The sequence below is a fragment of the Micromonospora sp. AP08 genome (genome assembly GCF_008085935.1).
Classification (GTDB): Bacteria; Actinomycetota; Actinomycetes; order Mycobacteriales; family Micromonosporaceae; genus Micromonospora; species Micromonospora chersina.
On record NZ_VSEZ01000016.1, the window covers coordinates 1 to 17,999 of the forward strand.

Annotated in this window: 18 protein-coding genes; 11 read left to right on the top strand and 7 right to left on the bottom strand. The window is 75.7% G+C overall.

What is annotated here, in order from left to right:
* Window positions 1–371: Pr6Pr family membrane protein (locus FXF50_RS23375; RefSeq protein ID WP_187399783.1), on the top strand; the 371-nt coding region annotated here is incomplete at its 5' end.
* Between the two features lie 15 nt (window positions 372–386).
* Here the strand turns inward: FXF50_RS23375 and FXF50_RS23380 are convergent.
* From FXF50_RS23380 to FXF50_RS23390, 3 genes are all read right to left on the bottom strand, one after another.
* Window positions 387–2,474, bottom strand: a complete 2,088-nt coding sequence (locus tag FXF50_RS23380) for a glycogen debranching N-terminal domain-containing protein (RefSeq protein ID WP_148431016.1) — start codon at window positions 2,472–2,474, stop codon at window positions 387–389.
* A complete protein-coding gene (locus FXF50_RS23385) occupies window positions 2,471–2,854 on the bottom strand; it encodes an SCP2 sterol-binding domain-containing protein (protein ID WP_148431017.1) in 384 nt (127 codons plus the stop codon). The genes FXF50_RS23380 and FXF50_RS23385 overlap by 4 nt, the downstream gene beginning before the upstream one ends.
* 169 nt (window positions 2,855–3,023) lie before the next feature.
* Complete coding sequence (locus FXF50_RS23390; RefSeq protein WP_148431018.1) at window positions 3,024–3,533, bottom strand: DUF664 domain-containing protein; 510 nt, start codon at window positions 3,531–3,533, stop codon at window positions 3,024–3,026.
* A gap of 85 nt (window positions 3,534–3,618) precedes the next feature.
* Between FXF50_RS23390 and FXF50_RS23395 the strand changes: the two genes are divergently transcribed.
* The 5 genes from FXF50_RS23395 to FXF50_RS23415 all read left to right on the top strand — a co-directional run bounded on the left by FXF50_RS23395 (window position 3,619) and on the right by FXF50_RS23415 (window position 8,943).
* Window positions 3,619–4,134: a 2'-5' RNA ligase family protein gene (locus FXF50_RS23395; protein ID WP_148431019.1), complete on the top strand. Its 516-nt coding sequence runs from the start codon at window positions 3,619–3,621 to the stop codon at window positions 4,132–4,134.
* A gap of 151 nt (window positions 4,135–4,285) precedes the next feature.
* Window positions 4,286–5,389 carry a hypothetical protein gene (locus FXF50_RS23400; RefSeq protein ID WP_148431020.1) on the top strand — a complete coding sequence of 368 codons (1,104 nt, stop codon included), beginning with the start codon at window positions 4,286–4,288 and terminating at the stop codon, window positions 5,387–5,389.
* A 105-nt stretch (window positions 5,390–5,494) separates the two neighbouring features.
* The gene (locus FXF50_RS23405; protein ID WP_148431021.1) at window positions 5,495–6,322 is read left to right on the top strand and encodes an MEDS domain-containing protein; all 828 of its coding nucleotides are present in this window, start codon (window positions 5,495–5,497) and stop codon (window positions 6,320–6,322) included.
* Window positions 6,319–7,281, top strand: coding sequence for a sensor histidine kinase (locus FXF50_RS23410; protein ID WP_148431022.1), 963 nt, complete (start codon window positions 6,319–6,321; stop codon window positions 7,279–7,281). The genes FXF50_RS23405 and FXF50_RS23410 overlap by 4 nt, the downstream gene beginning before the upstream one ends.
* Window positions 7,282–7,392: 111 nt before the next feature.
* Window positions 7,393–8,943 carry a hypothetical protein gene (locus tag FXF50_RS23415; protein WP_148431023.1) on the top strand — a complete coding sequence of 517 codons (1,551 nt, stop codon included), beginning with the start codon at window positions 7,393–7,395 and terminating at the stop codon, window positions 8,941–8,943.
* A 59-nt stretch (window positions 8,944–9,002) separates the two neighbouring features.
* Here FXF50_RS23415 and FXF50_RS23420 read toward each other — a convergent pair whose 3' ends face one another.
* Window positions 9,003–12,212: a BTAD domain-containing putative transcriptional regulator gene (locus tag FXF50_RS23420; RefSeq protein WP_148431024.1), complete on the bottom strand. Its 3,210-nt coding sequence runs from the start codon at window positions 12,210–12,212 to the stop codon at window positions 9,003–9,005.
* Window positions 12,213–12,344: 132 nt separating this feature from the next.
* Between FXF50_RS23420 and FXF50_RS23425 the strand changes: the two genes are divergently transcribed.
* The 3 genes from FXF50_RS23425 (at window position 12,345) to pip (ending at window position 14,676) form a co-directional block, all read left to right on the top strand.
* Window positions 12,345–13,214, top strand: a complete 870-nt coding sequence (locus FXF50_RS23425) for an alpha/beta fold hydrolase (RefSeq protein ID WP_148431025.1) — start codon at window positions 12,345–12,347, stop codon at window positions 13,212–13,214.
* Window positions 13,215–13,301: 87 nt separating this feature from the next.
* Complete coding sequence (locus FXF50_RS23430; RefSeq protein WP_148431026.1) at window positions 13,302–13,676, top strand: SH3 domain-containing protein; 375 nt, start codon at window positions 13,302–13,304, stop codon at window positions 13,674–13,676.
* A 43-nt stretch (window positions 13,677–13,719) separates the two neighbouring features.
* On the top strand, window positions 13,720–14,676 hold the full coding sequence (gene pip, locus FXF50_RS23435) for a prolyl aminopeptidase (RefSeq protein WP_148431027.1): 957 nt from the start codon (window positions 13,720–13,722) through the stop codon (window positions 14,674–14,676).
* Window positions 14,677–14,681: 5 nt separating this feature from the next.
* Here the strand turns inward: pip and FXF50_RS23440 are convergent, their stop codons facing one another.
* Entirely contained in the window at window positions 14,682–15,440 is a 759-nt protein-coding gene (locus FXF50_RS23440) for a hypothetical protein (RefSeq protein ID WP_148431028.1), read from the bottom strand.
* 157 nt (window positions 15,441–15,597) lie between these two features.
* Between FXF50_RS23440 and FXF50_RS23445 the strand changes: the two genes are divergently transcribed.
* Together FXF50_RS23445 and FXF50_RS23450 are read left to right on the top strand one after the other, a co-directional pair.
* A complete protein-coding gene (locus tag FXF50_RS23445) occupies window positions 15,598–16,431 on the top strand; it encodes a metallophosphoesterase (RefSeq protein ID WP_148431029.1) in 834 nt (277 codons plus the stop codon).
* A complete protein-coding gene (locus tag FXF50_RS23450) occupies window positions 16,428–17,093 on the top strand; it encodes a 4'-phosphopantetheinyl transferase (RefSeq protein WP_148431030.1) in 666 nt (221 codons plus the stop codon). The genes FXF50_RS23445 and FXF50_RS23450 overlap by 4 nt, the downstream gene beginning before the upstream one ends.
* A 46-nt stretch (window positions 17,094–17,139) precedes the next feature.
* On the opposite strand, the gene FXF50_RS23460 is transcribed toward FXF50_RS23450, so the two are convergent.
* A complete protein-coding gene (locus FXF50_RS23460) occupies window positions 17,140–17,508 on the bottom strand; it encodes a DUF2804 family protein (protein WP_255510160.1) in 369 nt (122 codons plus the stop codon).
* 47 nt (window positions 17,509–17,555) lie between these two features.
* The gene (locus tag FXF50_RS23465) at window positions 17,556–17,969 is read right to left on the bottom strand and encodes a hypothetical protein (RefSeq protein WP_148431031.1); all 414 of its coding nucleotides are present in this window, start codon (window positions 17,967–17,969) and stop codon (window positions 17,556–17,558) included.
* Between the last annotated feature and the right edge of the window lie 30 nt (window positions 17,970–17,999).

Sequence of the window (17,999 nt, forward strand, 5' to 3'; positions counted from 1 at the left end):
GCAACCAGTTCCTGCACACCGTGGTGCCGCTGCTCGCGATCGCCGACTGGGCGCTGTTCGACCGCCGTGGCCGGCTGCGCCCGCGGTACGCCGCCTGGTGGCTGGCGTTCCCGCTGGCGTACCTCGGTTTCGCCCTGGTGCGGGGGCTGGTCGTGCACCGCTACCCGTACCCGTTCCTCGACGCGGGGCAGCTCGGCTACGGCGGCGTGGGGGTCAGCGCGCTCTTCTTCGCCGTCGCGTTCTGGCTGCTCGGCCTCCTCCTCGTCGGCGTCGACCGGGGACTGGCCGGGCGGGCCCGCGCCGTGCCGGCGGAGCCGGCCCCGGCCGCCCCCGCCGACACCCCGGAGCAGAGCGCGGCCGGACCGCGCTGACCGGACGGGCGTCGGTCACCCGGTGATGCGCCGCTCACCGCTCGCGCCGCCGACCCGGACCCGCCGGCCCGTGGTGCGGTCGCGGCCGTAGGAGTCGGCGCGCCCCCAGCGCCCCGGCACGTCGAGCAGCTCGATCCGGCCGTACCCGTCGGGGACGCACGGGTTCACCAGCAGGTTCTCCCCGCACGGGCGCAGCCCGAGCATGGTGGCCAGCAGCATCAGCAGGCCGCCGGAGGCCCACGACTGCGGCCGGCCGGCCGCCGGCAGCTGGACCGGGTACTTCGTGACCTCGCGCGGGTAGCCGGCGATCACCTCCGGCACCGAACCGCCGAGCGTCTCCGCCACGGCGAAGATGCCGGACACGACCTGGGCCGCCTCGGCGTCGTACCCGTAGCGGCGCAGGCCCGCCGCGACGATCGCGTTGTCGGACGGCCAGACCGCGCCGAGGTGCGCGCCGACCGGGTTGTAGGGCCGCTGCCCGGTGGCGTACGTGCGCACCCCCCAGCCGGTGAAGAGTTCGGGGCCGGACAGGTGCGCGGCGACCGCGTCGGCCCGCTCCGGCTCGACGATGCCGCTCCACAGCAGGTGCCCGAGGTGGGAGGTGAGCGCGTCCACCGGCTCCCCGTCCGGCGTGAGTGCCAGCGCGTAGTAGCCCCGGTCCGGTAGCCAGAAGTCCCGGTTGAACCGCTCGCGCAGCCGCGCGGCCTCGGCCTCCAGCCGGTCGGCGTACCCGGGGTCGCCCCAGATCTCCCGGGCCAGCCGGGCGCCCCGGACCTTCGCGTCGTACGCGTACCCCTGCAACTCACAGGTCGCGCGGGGGTACGGCGGCTCGACGGCGTTCCGGTCGACGATGGCACCTGGCGAGTTGCGCCAGGTCTGGTTGGCCAGCCCGTTGACGGTGTTGCGCGGCTGGTAGCGCAGGTAGCCGTCGCCGGTGGAGTCGCCGTACTCGTCGAGCCAGTCCAGCGCCATCCGGGCCGGGTGGCGCAGTTCCCGGACCAGGCCCACGTCGCCGGTCCAGCGCTCGTACTCGTCGAGCAGGATCACGAACAGGGGCGTGGTGTCGGCCGCCCCGTAGTACGGCGCGGTGGGCTGCTCGCCGAAGGCGGCCTGCTCGCCGTACCGCAGCTCGGTGAGGATCTTCCCGGGCTCCTCGTCGTGGTAGTCGTCGAGCCGCCCGCCTTGAAGAAGGGCGAGCAGGTGCAGCGTCGCCGGGGTCAGCTCCGGGGTGAACGGCAGCGTCGCCAGGCAGGTGACGAGGGCGTCGCGGCCGTACAGCGCCATGGCCCAGGGCAGGCCACCCACCGGCACCCGCTCGCTGTACGACAGCGGCGTGTAGCGCAGCGACGCCAGGTCGGTCAGCGCCTGCCGGTACGCCGACACCAGGGGTTCCCGGTCGGCGATGAGCTGCGGCGCGTGGTCGAACCAGCGGGCCAGGTCCTCCCGCATGTCCTGACGGACGTGCCGGCGGTGGGACTCCAGGCTGGAGCGCAGGTCCCGTCCCCCGGCGCCGTGGATGATCATGGCGATGTGCAGGTCGGTGTGCCACTGCCCGTCCGGGTCGACCCGGATCCGGAAGGTCATGCCCTGCTGATCGACCTCGACGGGCGCGGTGCTGGAAACGAGGGTCTCCCGGGTGAACCGGCCCCGCTCGTAGCAGATCCGCAGCTGCCGGTGGGCCGGGTCGGCGGTGACCACCGGCCGGCGCGGCGCGGGACGGAGGATCTCGGCCGTGTCGGCGAAGTCGCTGCCGATCTCCATCCGCACGGTGAACTCGGCGGGCTCGGCGGAGTGGTTGAGCACGGTGATCCGCTCGTTCAAGCTGTCGTCGAGGGACCGGTGCCGGATCACCGAGACGTCGGCGTCCACGTAGTGGCTGGCGGCGCCGGGCACCAGCACGAACCGGGTCTCGAAGTAGGCCAGCTCGTCCCGGGACAGGGAATGTAGCCGCTCCCCGTCAACGGTGAGCACCCAGTGGGACAGGAAGCGGGTGTCGAACGAGAACAGGCCGATCGGGGCGTACGGCTCGACCTCCATGTCGCCCTGCGCGTCGCTGAGCACGAACGCGTTGCCGGCGAGGACGTTCACCAGTTCCTGCTTCATCGCGCCCCCACCCGGTCTCCGGCGCGGGCCACCTCGCGGGGATGCCGGGCGTCGGGCGGGCCTGGGAAGAGCCGGCGCAGCGACAGCAGCAGCCGCAGGTCGCCCTGCGCGGTGAGGTCGTTGCGCAGCAGCCCCGCGACCGGGTGCAGCCGGCCGGCGACGATCCGGTCGAACACCTCCCGGTCGGCGCGGACCACCAGGTCGGCGTCGTCGGCCAGGCGGTCCACCCGGATCTCCTGGTGGTCGATGGTGAGATACCAGTGTTCGGTCCGCGCCCCGTCCCGCACGTCCATCCGCAGCGTGCCGGCGGTGGTTTCAGACAGGTCGGGGTGCCGGCCGGCGACCTCCCGGTCCAGGTACTCCGCGGCCGAGACGCTCATCCGTCCCTCCCCGTGTCCGTCGTCGCGGCTCACCGCCGGGCGGCTCCCGCCCGCTACGCCAGGGTCCCCGCGCACCGGGTGAGTCCAACTCACCTCGTACGGGTGAGAACCGGGCTGCCGGACTGGCCGTCCGGCCTCCGCGCCGAGCTGGATCGGGCCCGGGCCGCGGTCAGCCGCGCTGGATGAGCCCGCGGACGTACGCCGCCTGGCCGACGTGCTGGAGGTCGTCGTCGAGCACGCTCACCAGCCGTACGCCCAGGGTGACCGGCGGGTCCCAGTTCTCGTCGACCACCCGGTCCAGGTCGGCCGGGCCCAGCCCGCGCACGTACGCCAGGGTCCGGTCGACCACCGCCCGGTGGTAGGCGAGCAGCACCCCGCCGTCCTCCGGCCGCACGCGGGCGACCTGCTCGGGGCCGTGCCCGAAGCCCGTGTCGTCCGGGTCGGCGGTCAGCCCGCACCGCTCCGCCCAGGGGCCGCCGACCCAGAGCTGCTCCTCCCCCATGACGTCGCTGAGGTGGTGGTCCTGGAGCCGGGTCAGGTGCCAGACCAGCCAGCCCACCGGGTTCGACCCGGGGGCCGGGGCCTGCCACAGCTGTTCGGGGCTGAGCCCCTCGATCGCGCCGGCCACCAGGTCGGGCAGCCGGCCGTACGCGTCGGTCAGCAGGTCGTTCACGTCCACCGGTCCCACACTCCTCCGCCGTCGGTGCCACCCGGGCAGTACCGCCCTGGCCGGGCGACAAACCTCACCCCCTTAGGGTGATCGCGTGGTCGCGGCGCTGGAGCTGTATCTCGACACCGACGCCACCCGGCGGATCCGGGTGCTCTGGGACGCGTTGGAGGCCGAGGGCGTGCAGAGCATGCGGTCGCTGCTGGAGCAGCGGCACCGGCCGCACGTCTCGCTGGCGGTCGCACCGCGGCTCGACCCGCACCGGGTCGCCGAGGCGCTCGCCGGGATGGTGGTGGCCGCGCCGCTGCGGCTGGAGTTCCAGCACGCCGGGCAGTTCGTGGGGCGGGTGCTCTGGCTCGGTCCGGCCCCCACGCCGGAGTTGCTGGCCCACCACGGCGCGGTGCACGAACGGCTGGCCCGGGCCGGCATCGGCCTGGTGGAGCACTATCAGCCGGGCCGCTGGGTGCCGCACTGCACGCTCTCCATGCGGGTGCCGAACGCGCTGATGGCCGCGGCGGTGCGCCGCTGCCTGGAGGTGCTGCCGCTGACCGCCACCGTGGTCGGCGCGGCCGTCACCGACCACGCCCGGGGCATCTCCCACCCGCTCGGCTGACCTGCGTCCCGACCGGGTTTTTCGCCATGTGCTGGCGGTGATGGCGCTGCCGCCGGACCGACGCAAGCTGGTAAAAGCGCAGGTCAAGGCCGTCCTGGCCACCCGAGGACGTGCGGCCGGAGCGCCACGAGCAGCCTCGAGGAGGCATCCCATGGCCGCACCCGTCATCCGGTCCGTCACCGCCGAACCGACCGTCCTGCTGCCCGGCCAGTCCACCACCGTCCGGGTGGACGCCTACCATCCCGACTCGCGGCTGCTGACCCTCTCCGGCCGGGTCAGCGACCCCACCGGCGCCGCCTGGGACAGCCCGGTCCGGGTGGACCTGAGCGTGCCGCTGACCGTCCAGCTCGGCAGCAGCGCGCCCGGGGTGACCGTCACGCCGGACCCCACCGACCCGACCCGCTTCACGGTGACCGTGCTGGCCGGCCGGGGCACGGTCACGCTGACCGCGACGGCCCGGGACGGCGCCGGCCGGACCGGCACCGCCACCACCAGCCTGGCGGTGCCGCTGCTGGTGGGGATGAGCGCCGAGAAGGGGGCGCGGACCCAGCGGGCGGTGGCCGAGTACCCGGGCATCCGCTACATGCGCGACTTCGGCACGGACGGCGGCGACGCGGACGCCCTGCCGGAGCTGCCGCCGCTGAACGCGGGCAAGTTCGTCGACGCCCCGTCGGCCGTCATGCACGTCTCGTGGAAGGACGACGTCGAGCAGTTGACCGGCTGGCTGGACGGGCTGGGCCGGCCGATCTACCTGACCTGGTACCACGAGCCGATGGGTGATGTGACACCGGCCACGTACCGGACCACCGCGACCCGGGTGGCGCAGATCGTCGCCGCCCACCGCAACCGGCGCTGGGTCCTGGGGCACGGCCCGATCGTCACCCGCTACTGGCTGGACGAGGGGCGCGGCAACCCGGCGGACTGGGGGTACCCGGGCATGACCCACTACGGCGTGGACTGCTACTCCCGGGACACCGCCACCTACTGGCCGGCGTCCCGGATGTTCGGGGTGGCGTTCGGCAAGGTGCGTGCCGCGTACCCGGGGATCCGATTGCTGGTGCCCGAGTACGGGCTGAGCCGCACCACGGCCGACACCACCGGCGCGGGTCGGGCCCAGGCGATCCGGGACCACGTGACGTGGCTGCGCCAGCAGAACGACGTGGACGCGGTCGCGTACTGGAACAACTGGGCCGAGTTCGAGCTGGGCGACCCGCCGCTGGAGTCGACCGCCTGGCGGAACCTCCAGCTCGCCTGAGGCGGCCGCCCCGGCCCGGCGGCCACCCGGCCCGGCCGGGCCGGGTGGCCGCCCGAGGGCCGTCCGCGACGGGTGTGCCTAGACTGGCCGGGTGGGGCAGACCGAGTGACCAGCGACAGCGCATCGTCGACCGCGTACGGTCACGCCTGCCTCGCCTACGACGACCCGGCGGCGCTGGATGCCCGGGCGGTCGCCCACCTGGCCGCCGGCCTGGCGGCCGGTGAGCAGGTCTGGCTGGTCGCCCCCGGCGACACCGACTCGCTGACGCGCCGGCTGGACCGCCTCCCCGGCCGCGACGACGCGCTGCGCCGGCGCGCGCTCCGGCTGCTCCCGGTGGAGCACGCCTACCGCCACGACGAGGTCGTCGACCCGGAGAGGCAGGTCCGGGCGTACGCGAGGGCCACCACGGAGGCGCTGGCCGCCGGCTACACCGGCCTCCGGGTGTTCGCCGAGGCCACCACGCTGGTACGCAGCGTCGCCCAGCGGGACGCCTTCACCCGGTACGAGCACCTCATCGACCGCTGGATGCGGCACCACCCCATGTCGGCCGTGTGCGCCTACGACCGCCGGGAGCTCAGCGAGGCGGCGATCGCCGAGCTGGCCTGCATGCATCCCGAGACCAACACCGACGCGCTGTTCCGGCTGCATGCCGGTGGCGGCGAGGCGGTCGTAGAGCTCGCCGGGGAACTGGACCCGTCCAACCACCGGCTGTTCGCCGCCGCGCTGGACCGGGCCGACCCGCGACCGGTGGACGGCCGGCTCGTGCTCGACGCGACGGGGCTGCGTTTCGTCGACCACCGCAGCCTGCTGCTCCTGGGTGACCACGCCCGCCGGCACGACGCCACCGTCGTGCTGCGCACCTCGCGCTCCGCCCCGGCCCGGCTGGTCGAGCTGTTGGACCTCCACGAGGTGCGGGTGGAGGTGGTCCGGTGAGGACGGGCGCCGCCGCCGGTCACGTGGGCTACTACCACGAGGCGATCCTCTACGACTCCGACGAGCACCTGCTGGCCGTGGTGCTGCCGTTCCTGCTCGGCGGCGTCGAGGCCGGCGAGCCGACCGTGGTGGGTCTCGGCGGGCGCAACGCGGAGCTGGTCCGCCGCGCCCTGCCCGCCGGCACCGAGGTCACCTTCCTGCCCGGCGGCGACGTCTACGCCCGCCCCACCTCGGCGATCCGCTCCTACCGGAAGCTGCTCGCCTCGTACGTGGCCGACGGCGCCCGGCAGATCCGGATCGTCGGCGAGCTGCCGCCGCCCGTGCTGGGCGCCACCTTCGACTGGTGGGCCCGCTACGAGTCGGCCATCAACCACGCGTACGACGACTTCCCGCTGTGGAGCATGTGCGCGTACGACACGCGGAACACGTCGGCGCGGGTGCTGGCGGAGGTGACGCGGACCCATCCCCGGGTGGCGCTGCCGGACGGCAGCCACGTGCCGACCGACGACTACACCGACCCGCCGACCTATCTGGCCGAGCAGCGGCTGATGCTGCCCGACCCGGTGCAGCGGACGGCGCCGACGGTCGAGCTGACCGACCCGACCCCCGCCGAGGCCCGGGACGCGGTACGCGCCGCCCACCGCGGCCAGCTTCCCGCCGACGGTGTCGACGACCTGGTCGTGTCGGTCAGCGAGGTGGTGAGCAACGCGCTGCGGCACGGGGTGCCGCCCGTGCGGGTGCGGCTGTGGAGCGCCGCGGACCGGATGGTGGTGACCGTGCGCGACGGCGGCACCGGCCCCACCGACCCGTACGCCGGGCTGCTGCCCGCGGGCAACGGCGCCGCCGGTGGCCTGGGCCTGTGGATCAGCCACCAGTCCTGCGACCACGTGGCGCTGCACCGGGAGGCCGACGGCTTCACCATCCGGCTGACCGCCGGGAACCCGCACTTCCCGGTCTGAGGCGGGGCGGGGCGGAAGCCGCGGGCCGACGGCGGTACCGTTGCGCCTCATCATGCCCTGCGGGGCGGTCATCCGCCGGCCTGGCGCTGGCGAACCGACGGAGGATGGCGCATGTCCAACGGCGAGGAACCGTTCGCACCCCACGACGACGTGTCCGCGCGACCGAGGTTCGACCCGGCGCTGCGGGGCTACGACAAACGCCAGGTGGACCGGTACGTCGAGCAGATGGACGGCGAGCTGACCGCCGTGACGGCCGACCGGGACCGGGCGTACGCGCAGGTCCGGGAGCTGACCGCGCAGGCGCAGCGGGCGCAGACCGAGGCCGCCGAGCTGCGCCAGCGCCCGACTCAGGTGGACCGGGCGTCCTTCCGCGACCTCGGCCCGATGGTCGACCAGATCCTCGACCTGGCCGAGAAGCAGGCCGGGCAGATCACCGAGGCGGCCACCAAGCGCGCCGCCGACCTCCAGGCGCAGGCGGAGAAGGTGCTGGCCACCGCGCGCGAGGAGGCGGAGCGGGAGCGGCACGAGCTGGCCGAGGAGCTGGCCACCCGCCGGGCCGAGCAGGAGAAGGCGGACGAGGAGCGGCGGACCGCCGCGCAGGCGGAGCTGACCGCGATCCGAGAGCTGACGGAGAAGCTGCGCACCGAGGGGCAGGCCGCCCACGACCGGGCCCAGCAGGAGGCGAAGCGGATCGCCGAGCAGAGCGCCCAGCAGGTCGAGCAGGCGCGCTCCGCGTCGGAGGCGCTGGTGAAGGCGGCGCGCACGCAGATCCAGCAGGAGGTGCAGGCCAACCGGAGCAAGGCCCAGCAGGAGCTGGCCCAGTGGCAGGCCACCATGGCCCGCGAGCTGGACGAGCGGCGGGCCGCCGCCGAGCAGGAACTGGCCGACCGGGCCAGCGCCGCCGAGCGGGACATCGCCGCCCTGGTCGCCGAGGCCCAGCAGTACGCCACCGAGGTCCGCGAGCGCGCCGACGAGGAGACGACGGCGCACCAGGAGCAGCTCGCCACGGTGCAGCAGGAGATCCAGCAGCGGCAGGAGGCCCTCACCCAGCTCCTGACCGAGCTGGCGACGGTCGACGAGCAGCTGGAGCGCACCCGCCGGGAGATCGGCACGATCGAGCAGCAGGGTGCCGCGCTGGAGGAGCAACTGGTCGAGGTGCGCCGGGATCTCGCCGCCGAGACCAAGCGGCTGGACGAGGCGCGCCGGGCGGCGGACCTCGCCGAGCAGCACGCCAAGGAGACCCGGGCCCGGGTGCAGCGGGAGGCCAAGCGGGTCGCCGACCTGGCCGCCGCGGCGGTCATGGCGGCCGCCGCGGGCGGCGTGGAGACGGCCGAGTACCCGCAGGTGGCGCCGCGTCCGATCGCCGCGCCCGCGGAGGCCGTCCCGGCGGTCGTGCCCGCACCGGCCGCGGTGCCCGCCCCGGTGGTGGTGCCGGCCCCGGCCGCGCTTGTCGACCCGGCCGCGCTGGCCGATCCGGAGCCCGCCGAGCCGGCCGACGGGGAGCGGCCTCGCGCCGAGCCGTTCCTGGAGCGGGCCTCCCTGGACCGGCCGAGCTTCGACGCGTTCGCGGTACGCACCCCGGCGCAGCGCCCCGCCCCCGACGCGGAGACCATCGGGGAGCCGGCGGCCGGTCCGGACGGCGGCGTGCCCGCCAACGCCTGACTCCCAGCAGCCCGGCGGACCCGCGTCGGCCGTGGAGCCGGCGGCACGCGCGGGTGCGGTCAGCGGGCGGCGAGGGCGGCGGCCAGGTCGGCGAGGTAGCCGGCCACCGGGCCCGCCGTGAGCACGCCGCTGCCCGCGCCGGCCAGCTCGTCGGCGGCGGGGCGCAACGCGGCGTGCAGCCGCGCCATGGTGGGCCGGTCCTCGAGGACGAGGGCGGCCCGGGCCGCGACGCAGAGCCGAGCCTCGCGCAGCTGGTCGTGCGGCGACTCCGGCAGGCAGCGGAGCGCGGCGGCCGCCTCGTCCCGCCGTCCCGCGGCGAGCAGCGCCAGCGGCCGGACCCACGGCGCGTACGGGCCGGTGGCGGTGGCGTCCACCAGCGCCGGAGCGGGGTCGTCGCCGGTGGACAGTCGCAGGCAGAGCAGGGCGAACGGCAGCAGCCCGCCCGCCATGCCGGGCATCTGGCCGGCGTCGAGCCGGACGGCCGCCGCGCGGTACGCCGCCTCGGCTTCGGCGCGCTGGCCCGTGACGGCGAGCCGGAGGGCGGCGTACCAGGCGGTGAAGACGCCGACCAGGGGCAGTTCGTAGCGGGTGGCGAGGCGGTCGGCGGCAGCCGCGTGGGCGTCGGCGGCGGCCAGGTCGGCGCGGGCGCACTGCGCCTGGAGCGCGATGAGGTGCCCGAGCACCTCGAAGGTGACCAGCCCGTGCCGGGCGGCCAGGTCGACCAGTTCGGCGCCGATGCGGGCGCGGTCCGGTGCCCGGCCGGCCCGGTCGAAGGAGTGCATGAAGCGAGCGTTGAGCGCGAAGGCCAGCAGCGCCGGGTCACCGAGCCGGCGGGCGATCCCCTCCGCCTCGGCGGCCGCCCGCCGGCCCCGGTCGCCGGTCTCGCCGCGCAACTCCAGGGCGAGGGTGCAGAGCAGGCGGCAGCGGCGGGCCGTCTGGTCGGTGGGGAGCGCGGCGAGGGCGGCCTCGGCGGCGGCGACGATGCGCCGGGACAGCTCCTCGTCGTCGTTGCGGGCCCAGACGGCCGGCACGTCGAACGCGGCCAGCACGTCCGCGGTGAGCCCGGGGTCGGCGAGCCGTTCGACGGTGGCGACCGCCTCGGCCCGCAGCCCCCGGGTCCGGTCGAGGTGGCCGGTGATCGCGAGGCCGCGACCCCAGCCGATGATCGCCGCCAGCCTTCCGCGTACGTCTGTCCCGCCGGCCCGGTCGTGGGCGGCGACGGCCTGCTGCCAGAGCCGGGCCGCCTCGTGCGGGTGGCTGTGCCGCTCGGCCCGTTCGGCGGCGGCAGCGGCGTACCGGGCGGCGCGGGTCGCGGCATCCGGACCGGGGGCCTGTCCGAAGTGGTGGGCGAGGGCGGTGACGTCGTCCGGCCGGAGCCGTTCGAGCGCCGCCCCGACGGCGGCGTGCCAGCGGGCCCGGCGCGGGGCGGACAGGTCGGTGTAGAGGGTGTCGCGGACCAGGATGTGGCCGAACCGGGTGCCGTCGGGGGTGAGGAAGCCGGCCTGCGCGGCCCGGTCCACGGCGTCCAGCATGGCCTCCTCGCCGGCCAGCGCGGCCAGCACGTCCGCGTCGAGGTCACGGCCGAGCACCGCGGCCTGCCGCAGCACCGTCCGGGTCGGCCCGGGCAGCTGCGCCAGGCGGTGCCGGATGACGTCCCGCACGCCGGCCGGGACGGTGTCCAGCGCGGCGGCGCCCTCGGCGGCGAGCAGCCGGGCCAGTTCCCGGGCGAAGAACGGGTTGCCGCCGCTGCGCCGGTGCAGCACCCGCACGGTGTCTTCGTCCGCGGGCCCGGCGACCGCCCGGACCAGGTCGGCGGTCTCCGCCTCGGCGAGCCCGCCCAGGTAGACCCGGACCGGTTCGGTGCGGGCGAGGCGGGCCAGGGCCCCGGTCAGCGCCGGCGTGATCCCGGTGGCCCGGTACGTGCCGACCACCAGCACCGGCCCGGTCACCGGCTCCGGCCCGGTGAACAGCGCGGTCAGCAGGTCGAGGGTGTCCTCGTCGGCGCGGTGCAGGTCGTCGAGGACGAGCAGCACCGGGCCGCGCCGCGCCGCCGCGCGGAGCCGGTCGCCCGCGATCCGGTGCAGGCGGTACCGGGCCACGGCAGGCTCGTCGCCGCCCGGCACGTCCTGCTCCGGCTCGGCCGGTTCCGCCGGTGCCGTCTCGTCGGGCAGGGCGGCGGCGAGCTGGGTCCACGGCCAGGCGGCCGGGGCGCCCTCGTACTCGGGGACCCGCCCGACGGCGCAGGTCCAGCCGGCGGCGGCGAGCGGGTCGGCCAGCGCCTCGACGAACACGGTCTTCCCCGCGCCGGCGTCGCCGGAGACCAGCGCGAGGGCGGGCCGGCCGCGCCGCGCCACCTCCCCGGCGAGCCCCGTCAGGCTCGCCAGCTCGGCCACACGCCCCACGAAGGGCCGCCGCTCCTCCGCCGCTCCCCCGGCGGCCACCGAGAGCCGAGCGGGCGGCGGGACCGGGGCGGGCGGCGTCGGGTCGAGGTGCGGGGCCTGGGCCAGGATGTCGGCCTCCAGCCGGCGCAGGCGGGGGCCCGGGTCCACCCCCAGTTCCCGGACCAGCACCGCTCGGGCGTCCCGCAGCGCGGCGAGCGCGTCGCCCTGCCGGCCGGCCTGGTAGAGGGCGACCGCGAGCAGCCGCCAGGTCTCCTCCCGCAGCGGGTGGGCGGCGGCCTGGGCGCGCAGGTCGCTCGCGGCCTCGGCGGCCCGGCCCAGGGCCAGCAGCGCCTCGGCGCGCCGCTCGACGGCGAGCATCCGCAGCTCGTCCAGCCGGTCGATCTCCGCCCGCGCCCAGGGCTCGCCCGCGAACTCCGCGTAGGCGGGGCCGCGCCAGAGGGCGAGCGCGTCGTCCAGCGCGGCCAGCGCCGGGCCGGCCCGCCCGGCCGCGAGCAGTTCTCCCGCCGCCGCGACGGCCGCGTCGAACCGGCCCGCGTCGACCGCCTCGGGGGCGGCCGCGAGCGCGTACCCGGGTGGGGCCGTGACCAGCAGGCGGGCCGGCTGCCGTGGCGGCCGGTCGGGCTCCAGGGCCCGACGGAGGTCGGCCACGAAGGTCCGGACCGCGCCGACCGCGCCCTCGGGCCGCTCCCCCCACAGGTCGTCGACGAGCCGGTCGACCGGCACCACCCGGCCCCGGGCGACCAGCAGGCGGGCCAGCACCGCGCGCTGCCGGGCGCCCTTCAGCGCCACCGGCCCGCGCTCGCCGGCCGCCACGAGCGGCCCGAGCACCCCGAAGGTCGTTCCGGGTACGCGCGGCGGGCTGGTCACCCCGCCCACTCTAGGCAGCCCGGTGCGCCCGTACCGGCGGCCGGGCCAGGGCACTCATCAGTTGCTGACCGGCCACTGACCGGCCCCGGGCAGGCTCGACGGGTACCCGATCGCACCCGGAGAGGACCTCTCATGATCAACGGATTCGCGCAGCACCGCGTCACCGTCGCCGACGGCGTCGCCCTGCACGCCGCGGTGGGCGGCAGCGGCAGCCCGGTCGTGCTGCTGCACGGCTTCCCGCAGACCCACCTCATGTGGCGGCACGTCGCCGCCGACCTGGCCGCCGACCACACGGTCATCTGCCCCGACCTGCGCGGCTACGGCGACAGTGACAAGCCCGCCGACACCGACGGCACGGCGTACGCCAAGCGGACCATGGCCGCCGACGTGGTGGCGCTGGCCCGGGCGCTGGGGCACGAGCGGTTCGCCCTGGTGGGGCACGACCGGGGCGCCCTGGTGGCGATCCGGGCCGGCCTGGACCACCCGGAGACGGTCACCCACCTGGCCGCGCTGGACGTGCTGCCCACCCTCGACACGTGGGAGGTGATGCACGGCGTCACGGCCGCCGTCGGCTTCCACCTCTACCTGATGGCCCAGCCGCCGGGCCTGCCCGAGCGGCTGATCGGCGCCGCCCCGGACGAGTTCTTCGGGCACTTCCTCGACCTGTGGGCCGGCGACCCGGAGGCGATCCCCGCCGACGTGCGGGCCGCGTACCTCCGGGCCTGCCGCGCGGCGGTGCCCTCGATCGTGGCGGACTACCGGGCGTCGGCGGGCGTCGACCTCGCGCACGACGAGGCGGACCGGGCCGCGGGCCGGGTGCTGCGGATGCCGGTCACCGTGCTCCAGCAGGACTGGGGCGCCGCGCTCGGTTTCGACGCGGCGGCGCGCTGGCGGGCCTGGGCGCCGGACCTGCGACACGTGCCGGTGTCGTACGGCCACTTCATGGCCGAGGAGGCGCCGGCCGAGGTGGTGAAGGAGCTGCGCGCGCTGCTGGACCGCTGAGAACGCACCCTTGCCTCGCACCGTGAAAGATGTAAATATTCGGATCACTTTACGTGTTGGAGTACTCACGTTCGGGGGTTGATCGACATGCGGAAGTTCTCCTCGGTGGCGGCGGCGGTCGCGCTGACGGTCGGCTGCACCGGTGTCGCGGTGGTGGCCGCCGCCGCTCCGGCGAGCGCGACGTGCAGCCACGCGCACTCCAACATCGACACCAAGTTCGGCACGCTCTTCAACGCCAGCAACGTCAACATCCGCACCGGCCCGCACACCAGCTGCGGCTCGCTCGGCTACGGCCAGCTCAGCCACAGCGTCGACTTCCACTGCTTCGCCAGCGGCGACCGGGTCAGCGCGAACGGGCACACCACCTACACCTGGACCTACCTGAAGGACACCACCACCGGGGTGTCCGGCTGGGTCGCCGACGCCCTCCTGGACAACCTCGGCAGCAGCATCGCCTGCTGACCGTCCCCGCACCACCCGCGCCGGGCGGGCAGGATGGTCCGGCATGAGCGAGCCACGCCTCTACCCGCCCGTCGAGCCGTACGCCACCCACCGGATCGCCGTCGGCGACGGCCACCAGCTCTACGTGGAGGAGGTGGGCACGCCGGACGGCGTACCCGTGGTCTTCCTGCACGGCGGGCCCGGCGGCGGCCTGGTGCCGGCGGCGCGGCGGTTCTTCGACCCGCGACGCTACCGCGCCGTGCTGTTCGACCAGCGCGGCGCGGGGCGCAGCACCCCGTTCGGTGAGCTGCGCGCCAACACCACCGGGCACCTCGTGGGCGACCTGGAGACGATCCGGGAGCGGCTCGGAATCGACTCCTGGCTGGTGTTCGGCGGGTCGTGGGGGGTCACGCTCGGCCTGGCGTACGCCCAGGCCCACCCGGACCGGGTCACCGGGCTGGTCCTGCGCGGGGTGCTGCTGCTGCGCCGCAGCGAGCGGAACTGGTTCTACCAGGGCGGCCTGCGCCACCTCCAGCCGGACGAGTGGGACCGCTTCGTGGCGCCGATCCCCGTCGCGGAGCGGGACGACGTGCTGGCGGCGTACCACCGGCGGCTGCACGGGCCCGACGAGGCGCAGGCGCGGGCCTGCGCGGTCGCCTGGGGGCGCTGGGAGGCGGTCAACTCCTCGCTGCGCCCCGACCCCGGGGTGCTCGCGCACTTCACCGCCGAGGAGCAGGCGCTGCCGATCGCCCGGATCCTGTCCCACTACGCCGTGCACGGCGGCTTCCTCGCCGAGTCGCAACTGCTCGACGGCGTGGACCGGATCCGCCACCTGCCCGCCGTGATCATCAACGGCCGCTACGACCTGTGCTGCCCGCCGGTGTCCGCCTACGACCTGGCCCGGCGCTGGCCCGAGGCCGAGCTGCGGATCGTGCCCGACGCCGGCCACTCGGCCGCCGAGCCGGGCATCGCCCGGGAACTGCTCCGGGCCACCGACCACTTCGCCGACCTGCTCGGCTGAGCCGGCTACGTCGCGAGCAGGGCCCGGATCGGGTCGGCGATGGCCGGATCGAGCGGGAACCGGGCCGCCAGCCAGTCGAGCGTGGCCCGGGCGGCCTCGCGGTTGTGCCGGTAGCCGGGCACCATGGCGGCCAGCGGCAGCACCTCCGGCGGGTACGCCTGCTCGACCCGGCGGCTCGGGTCGAACGGGTCCCGCCGGTGCGCCGCCGACGGCTCGCTGAGCCGCAGGAGGGCGAGCACCCGGTCCACCGCGTACGACTGGATGAAGCGCACCGCGGTCAGCCGTTCCCCGCGCAGCTCCCGGTGCAGGCCGACGTAGAGGTTGGTGAGCGCCTCGTTGAGGTGGAACTCGACCGTGTCGTACGGCGTGGCGGGGCGCGGCGCCGCACCGCTTCCGGCCAGCCCGGCCGGCGCGTCGGGGCGCTGCCACACCACCCGGGCGCCGGTGAACGGCAGCCGGGCCAGCTCGGCCACGGTGAAGACCGCGTACTCGACGAAGATCCCGTCGGCGTAGCGCGCCTTGCGGCCGTTGCGCTCGTTCGCGAAGCTGTACGCCACCGGGCACGGCGCGGCCAGCCAGTCGATCGAGTCGACGTAGTGGGCCACCGCGCCGTCGGAGACGACGAGGAAGAAGTCCAGGTCGGAGTGGTCGTCGAGCCGGTCCCGGTCGGCCCCGGCGGAGCCGAGGCCGAGCAGCGCCACGGTGTCCGGCCGGGTGGCGAGATGGGCGGCCAGGTCGTCGAGCCGACGCAGCATCGGGTGCATGCCGTCGCCCCTTCCGTGAAGAGTCGACGTTTCATCCCGTGCGGCCCTGCACCGCCGCCGGGGTCGCGACACCGATGCCGGCCATTCTGCGTCGGACCCCCGACACCGGACAAGTCACGGCTGTCCATCGGCGGGCGGCGCTGGCAAGATCGACCGGGTGACGGGTGCGCTGTTCGCGGTCAGTGACCTCCATGTGTCGTACGCCGAGAACCGCACCGTCGTGGACGGGCTCCGGCCGGAGTCCGGGGACGACTGGCTGATCGTGGCCGGCGACGTCGGTGAGGTGTTCGCGGACATCGAGCGGACGTTGCGGCAGCTCCGCGACCGGTTCGCCCGCGTCGTGTGGGTGCCCGGCAACCACGAGCTGTGGACCCACCCGACTGACCCGGTCACCCTGCGCGGGCAGGCCCGCTACGACGCGCTGGTCGGGATGTGCCGTGACCTGGGCGTGCTCACCCCGGAGGACGACTATCCGGTGTGGGACGGCGAGGGCGGGCCGGTCACCGTGGCGCCGTTGTTCCTGCTCTACGACTACTCGTTCCGCGCCCCCGGCACGAACTCCAAGGAGGAGTCGCTGCGGGCGGCGTACGCGGCGGGGGTGGTGTGCACCGACGAGATGCTGCTGCACCCCGACCCGCACCCGGACCGGGAGTCGTGGTGCTGGGAGCGGGTCACCGTGACCGAGCGGCGGCTGGCCGCCATCGACCCGGCGCTGCCGACCGTCCTGGTCAACCACTGGCCGCTGGTCCGCCAGCCCACCGACGTGCTCTGGTATCCCGAGTTCGCCCAGTGGTGCGGCACCGACCGCACGGCCGACTGGCACCTGCGGCACCGGGCCGCCGTGGCGGTCTACGGGCACCTGCACATCCCCCGCACCACCCACTACGACGGGGTGCGCTTCGAGGAGGTGTCGCTGGGCTACCCGCGCGAGTGGGGCCGGCGGGGCGGCGAGCCGCGGCCGATGCGGCGCATCCTCGGCGGCGCCTCATGATCGAGACCCTGCTCCCGCCGGCGGCGGTGCCCGTCGAGGCGTTCTCCGACATCCCCGGCGAGGCCCCGTACCCCGGCGAGGAGGACCTGCTCGTCCGGGCCGTGGAGGCCCGCCGACGCGAGTTCGTGACCGCCCGCCGCTGCGCCCGCGAGGCCCTGGCCCGCCTCGGGTACGCCCCGGCGCCGATCCGCCCCGGCCCGAAGCGGGAGCCGCTGTGGCCGGCGGGCGTGGTCGGCAGCATCACCCACTGCGCCGGGTACCGGGCCGCGGCGGTCGCGCGGGACACCGCGCTGGCCGGGCTCGGCATCGACGCCGAGCCGCACGGGCCGCTGCCGGACGGCGTCGCCGAGGTGGTCATGACGGCCGGCGAGCCGGAGTCGCTGGCCCGGCTGCGCGCCGACCGTCCGGCGGTGCACTGGGACCGGCTGCTGTTCAGCGCCAAGGAGTCCGTCTACAAGGCCTGGTATCCGCTGACCGGGCGCTGGCTCGGCTTCGAGGACGCCGAACTCTCCGTCGACCCGGCCGCGGGGAGCTTCACGGCCCGGGTGCTGGTCGACACCACCCGCGCGGACGGCGGGCCGCCGCTGGCGGTGCTGCACGGCCGCTGGCTGATCGCCGACGGCCTCGTGGTCACGGCCGTGGCCGTGCCCCGGCAGCCCTGATCCGGGTGACGGTCGCCGGCCGCGGGTGAGCGTTCTGCCTGACCTCCTACGAGCACAACGCGGTGCTGCGCCGCCGGCCGGACGGCGAGTTCGAGACGGTGCTGCACGACCCGCGACTGCTGTGGCCGGACACGATGTCCGTGGCCGCCGACGCCTCGGTGGTCCGCTCGACACCGGTGCGGCGGTCCAGCAGGTAGACGCTGTGCACGCCGGCGTAGTCCAGCGACGAGGCGACCAGGCCGAGGATGTGCGTCGGGGTGACGACGCCCCAGTACTCCCAGCGCTTGGCCCGGCCCCAGCCGCGCAGGTTCGCCCGGTGCAGCGGCCGACGGCTCCAGCCCACCGCCGCCGGGTTCAACCGCCCGTCCGGCCCGCACAGGTCGACCGGCTCGGTGATCTCCCGCTCGTGCGTCATCGACGCAGGCTACCGGCTCGGGCCGCGCCCGCGATCCGTCCCGGCGGTCAGCCGACCCGGTTCAGGTTCGGCCGGCCGGCACGGGCCCGCTGCCGGTCCGCGGGCACCCGCGGGCCGTCCACGGCGAGCATCCGGTCGGCCGCCGCCAGCCCGGTCAGCGCGGCGCCGTAGGCGGCCAGCTCACGCTGGAAGTGCTCCACCTTCGCGTACCAGAACTTCAGCTCCGGGTTCATGGCCTTGGCGTTGATGTACCCCACGATGTCGGTGTCCGGCGTGATGCCCCGGCGCGCGTAGCAGCGGTCGAAGGCCGCCTTGGTCCGCTCGTACCGCTCGTTCATGGCGGTGAGGCCGGCCTCGGCCTCCAGCAGCCGGTCGCGCAGGTACCGAACGTACGTGGGCGGGACGCCGGTCGGTGTGGGGCTGGGCCTCCGGTGACCGTCGGCGCCGTCGGGGAATGGCATGACCGCCCTCCTTCCTGCGGTCGAAGTGCA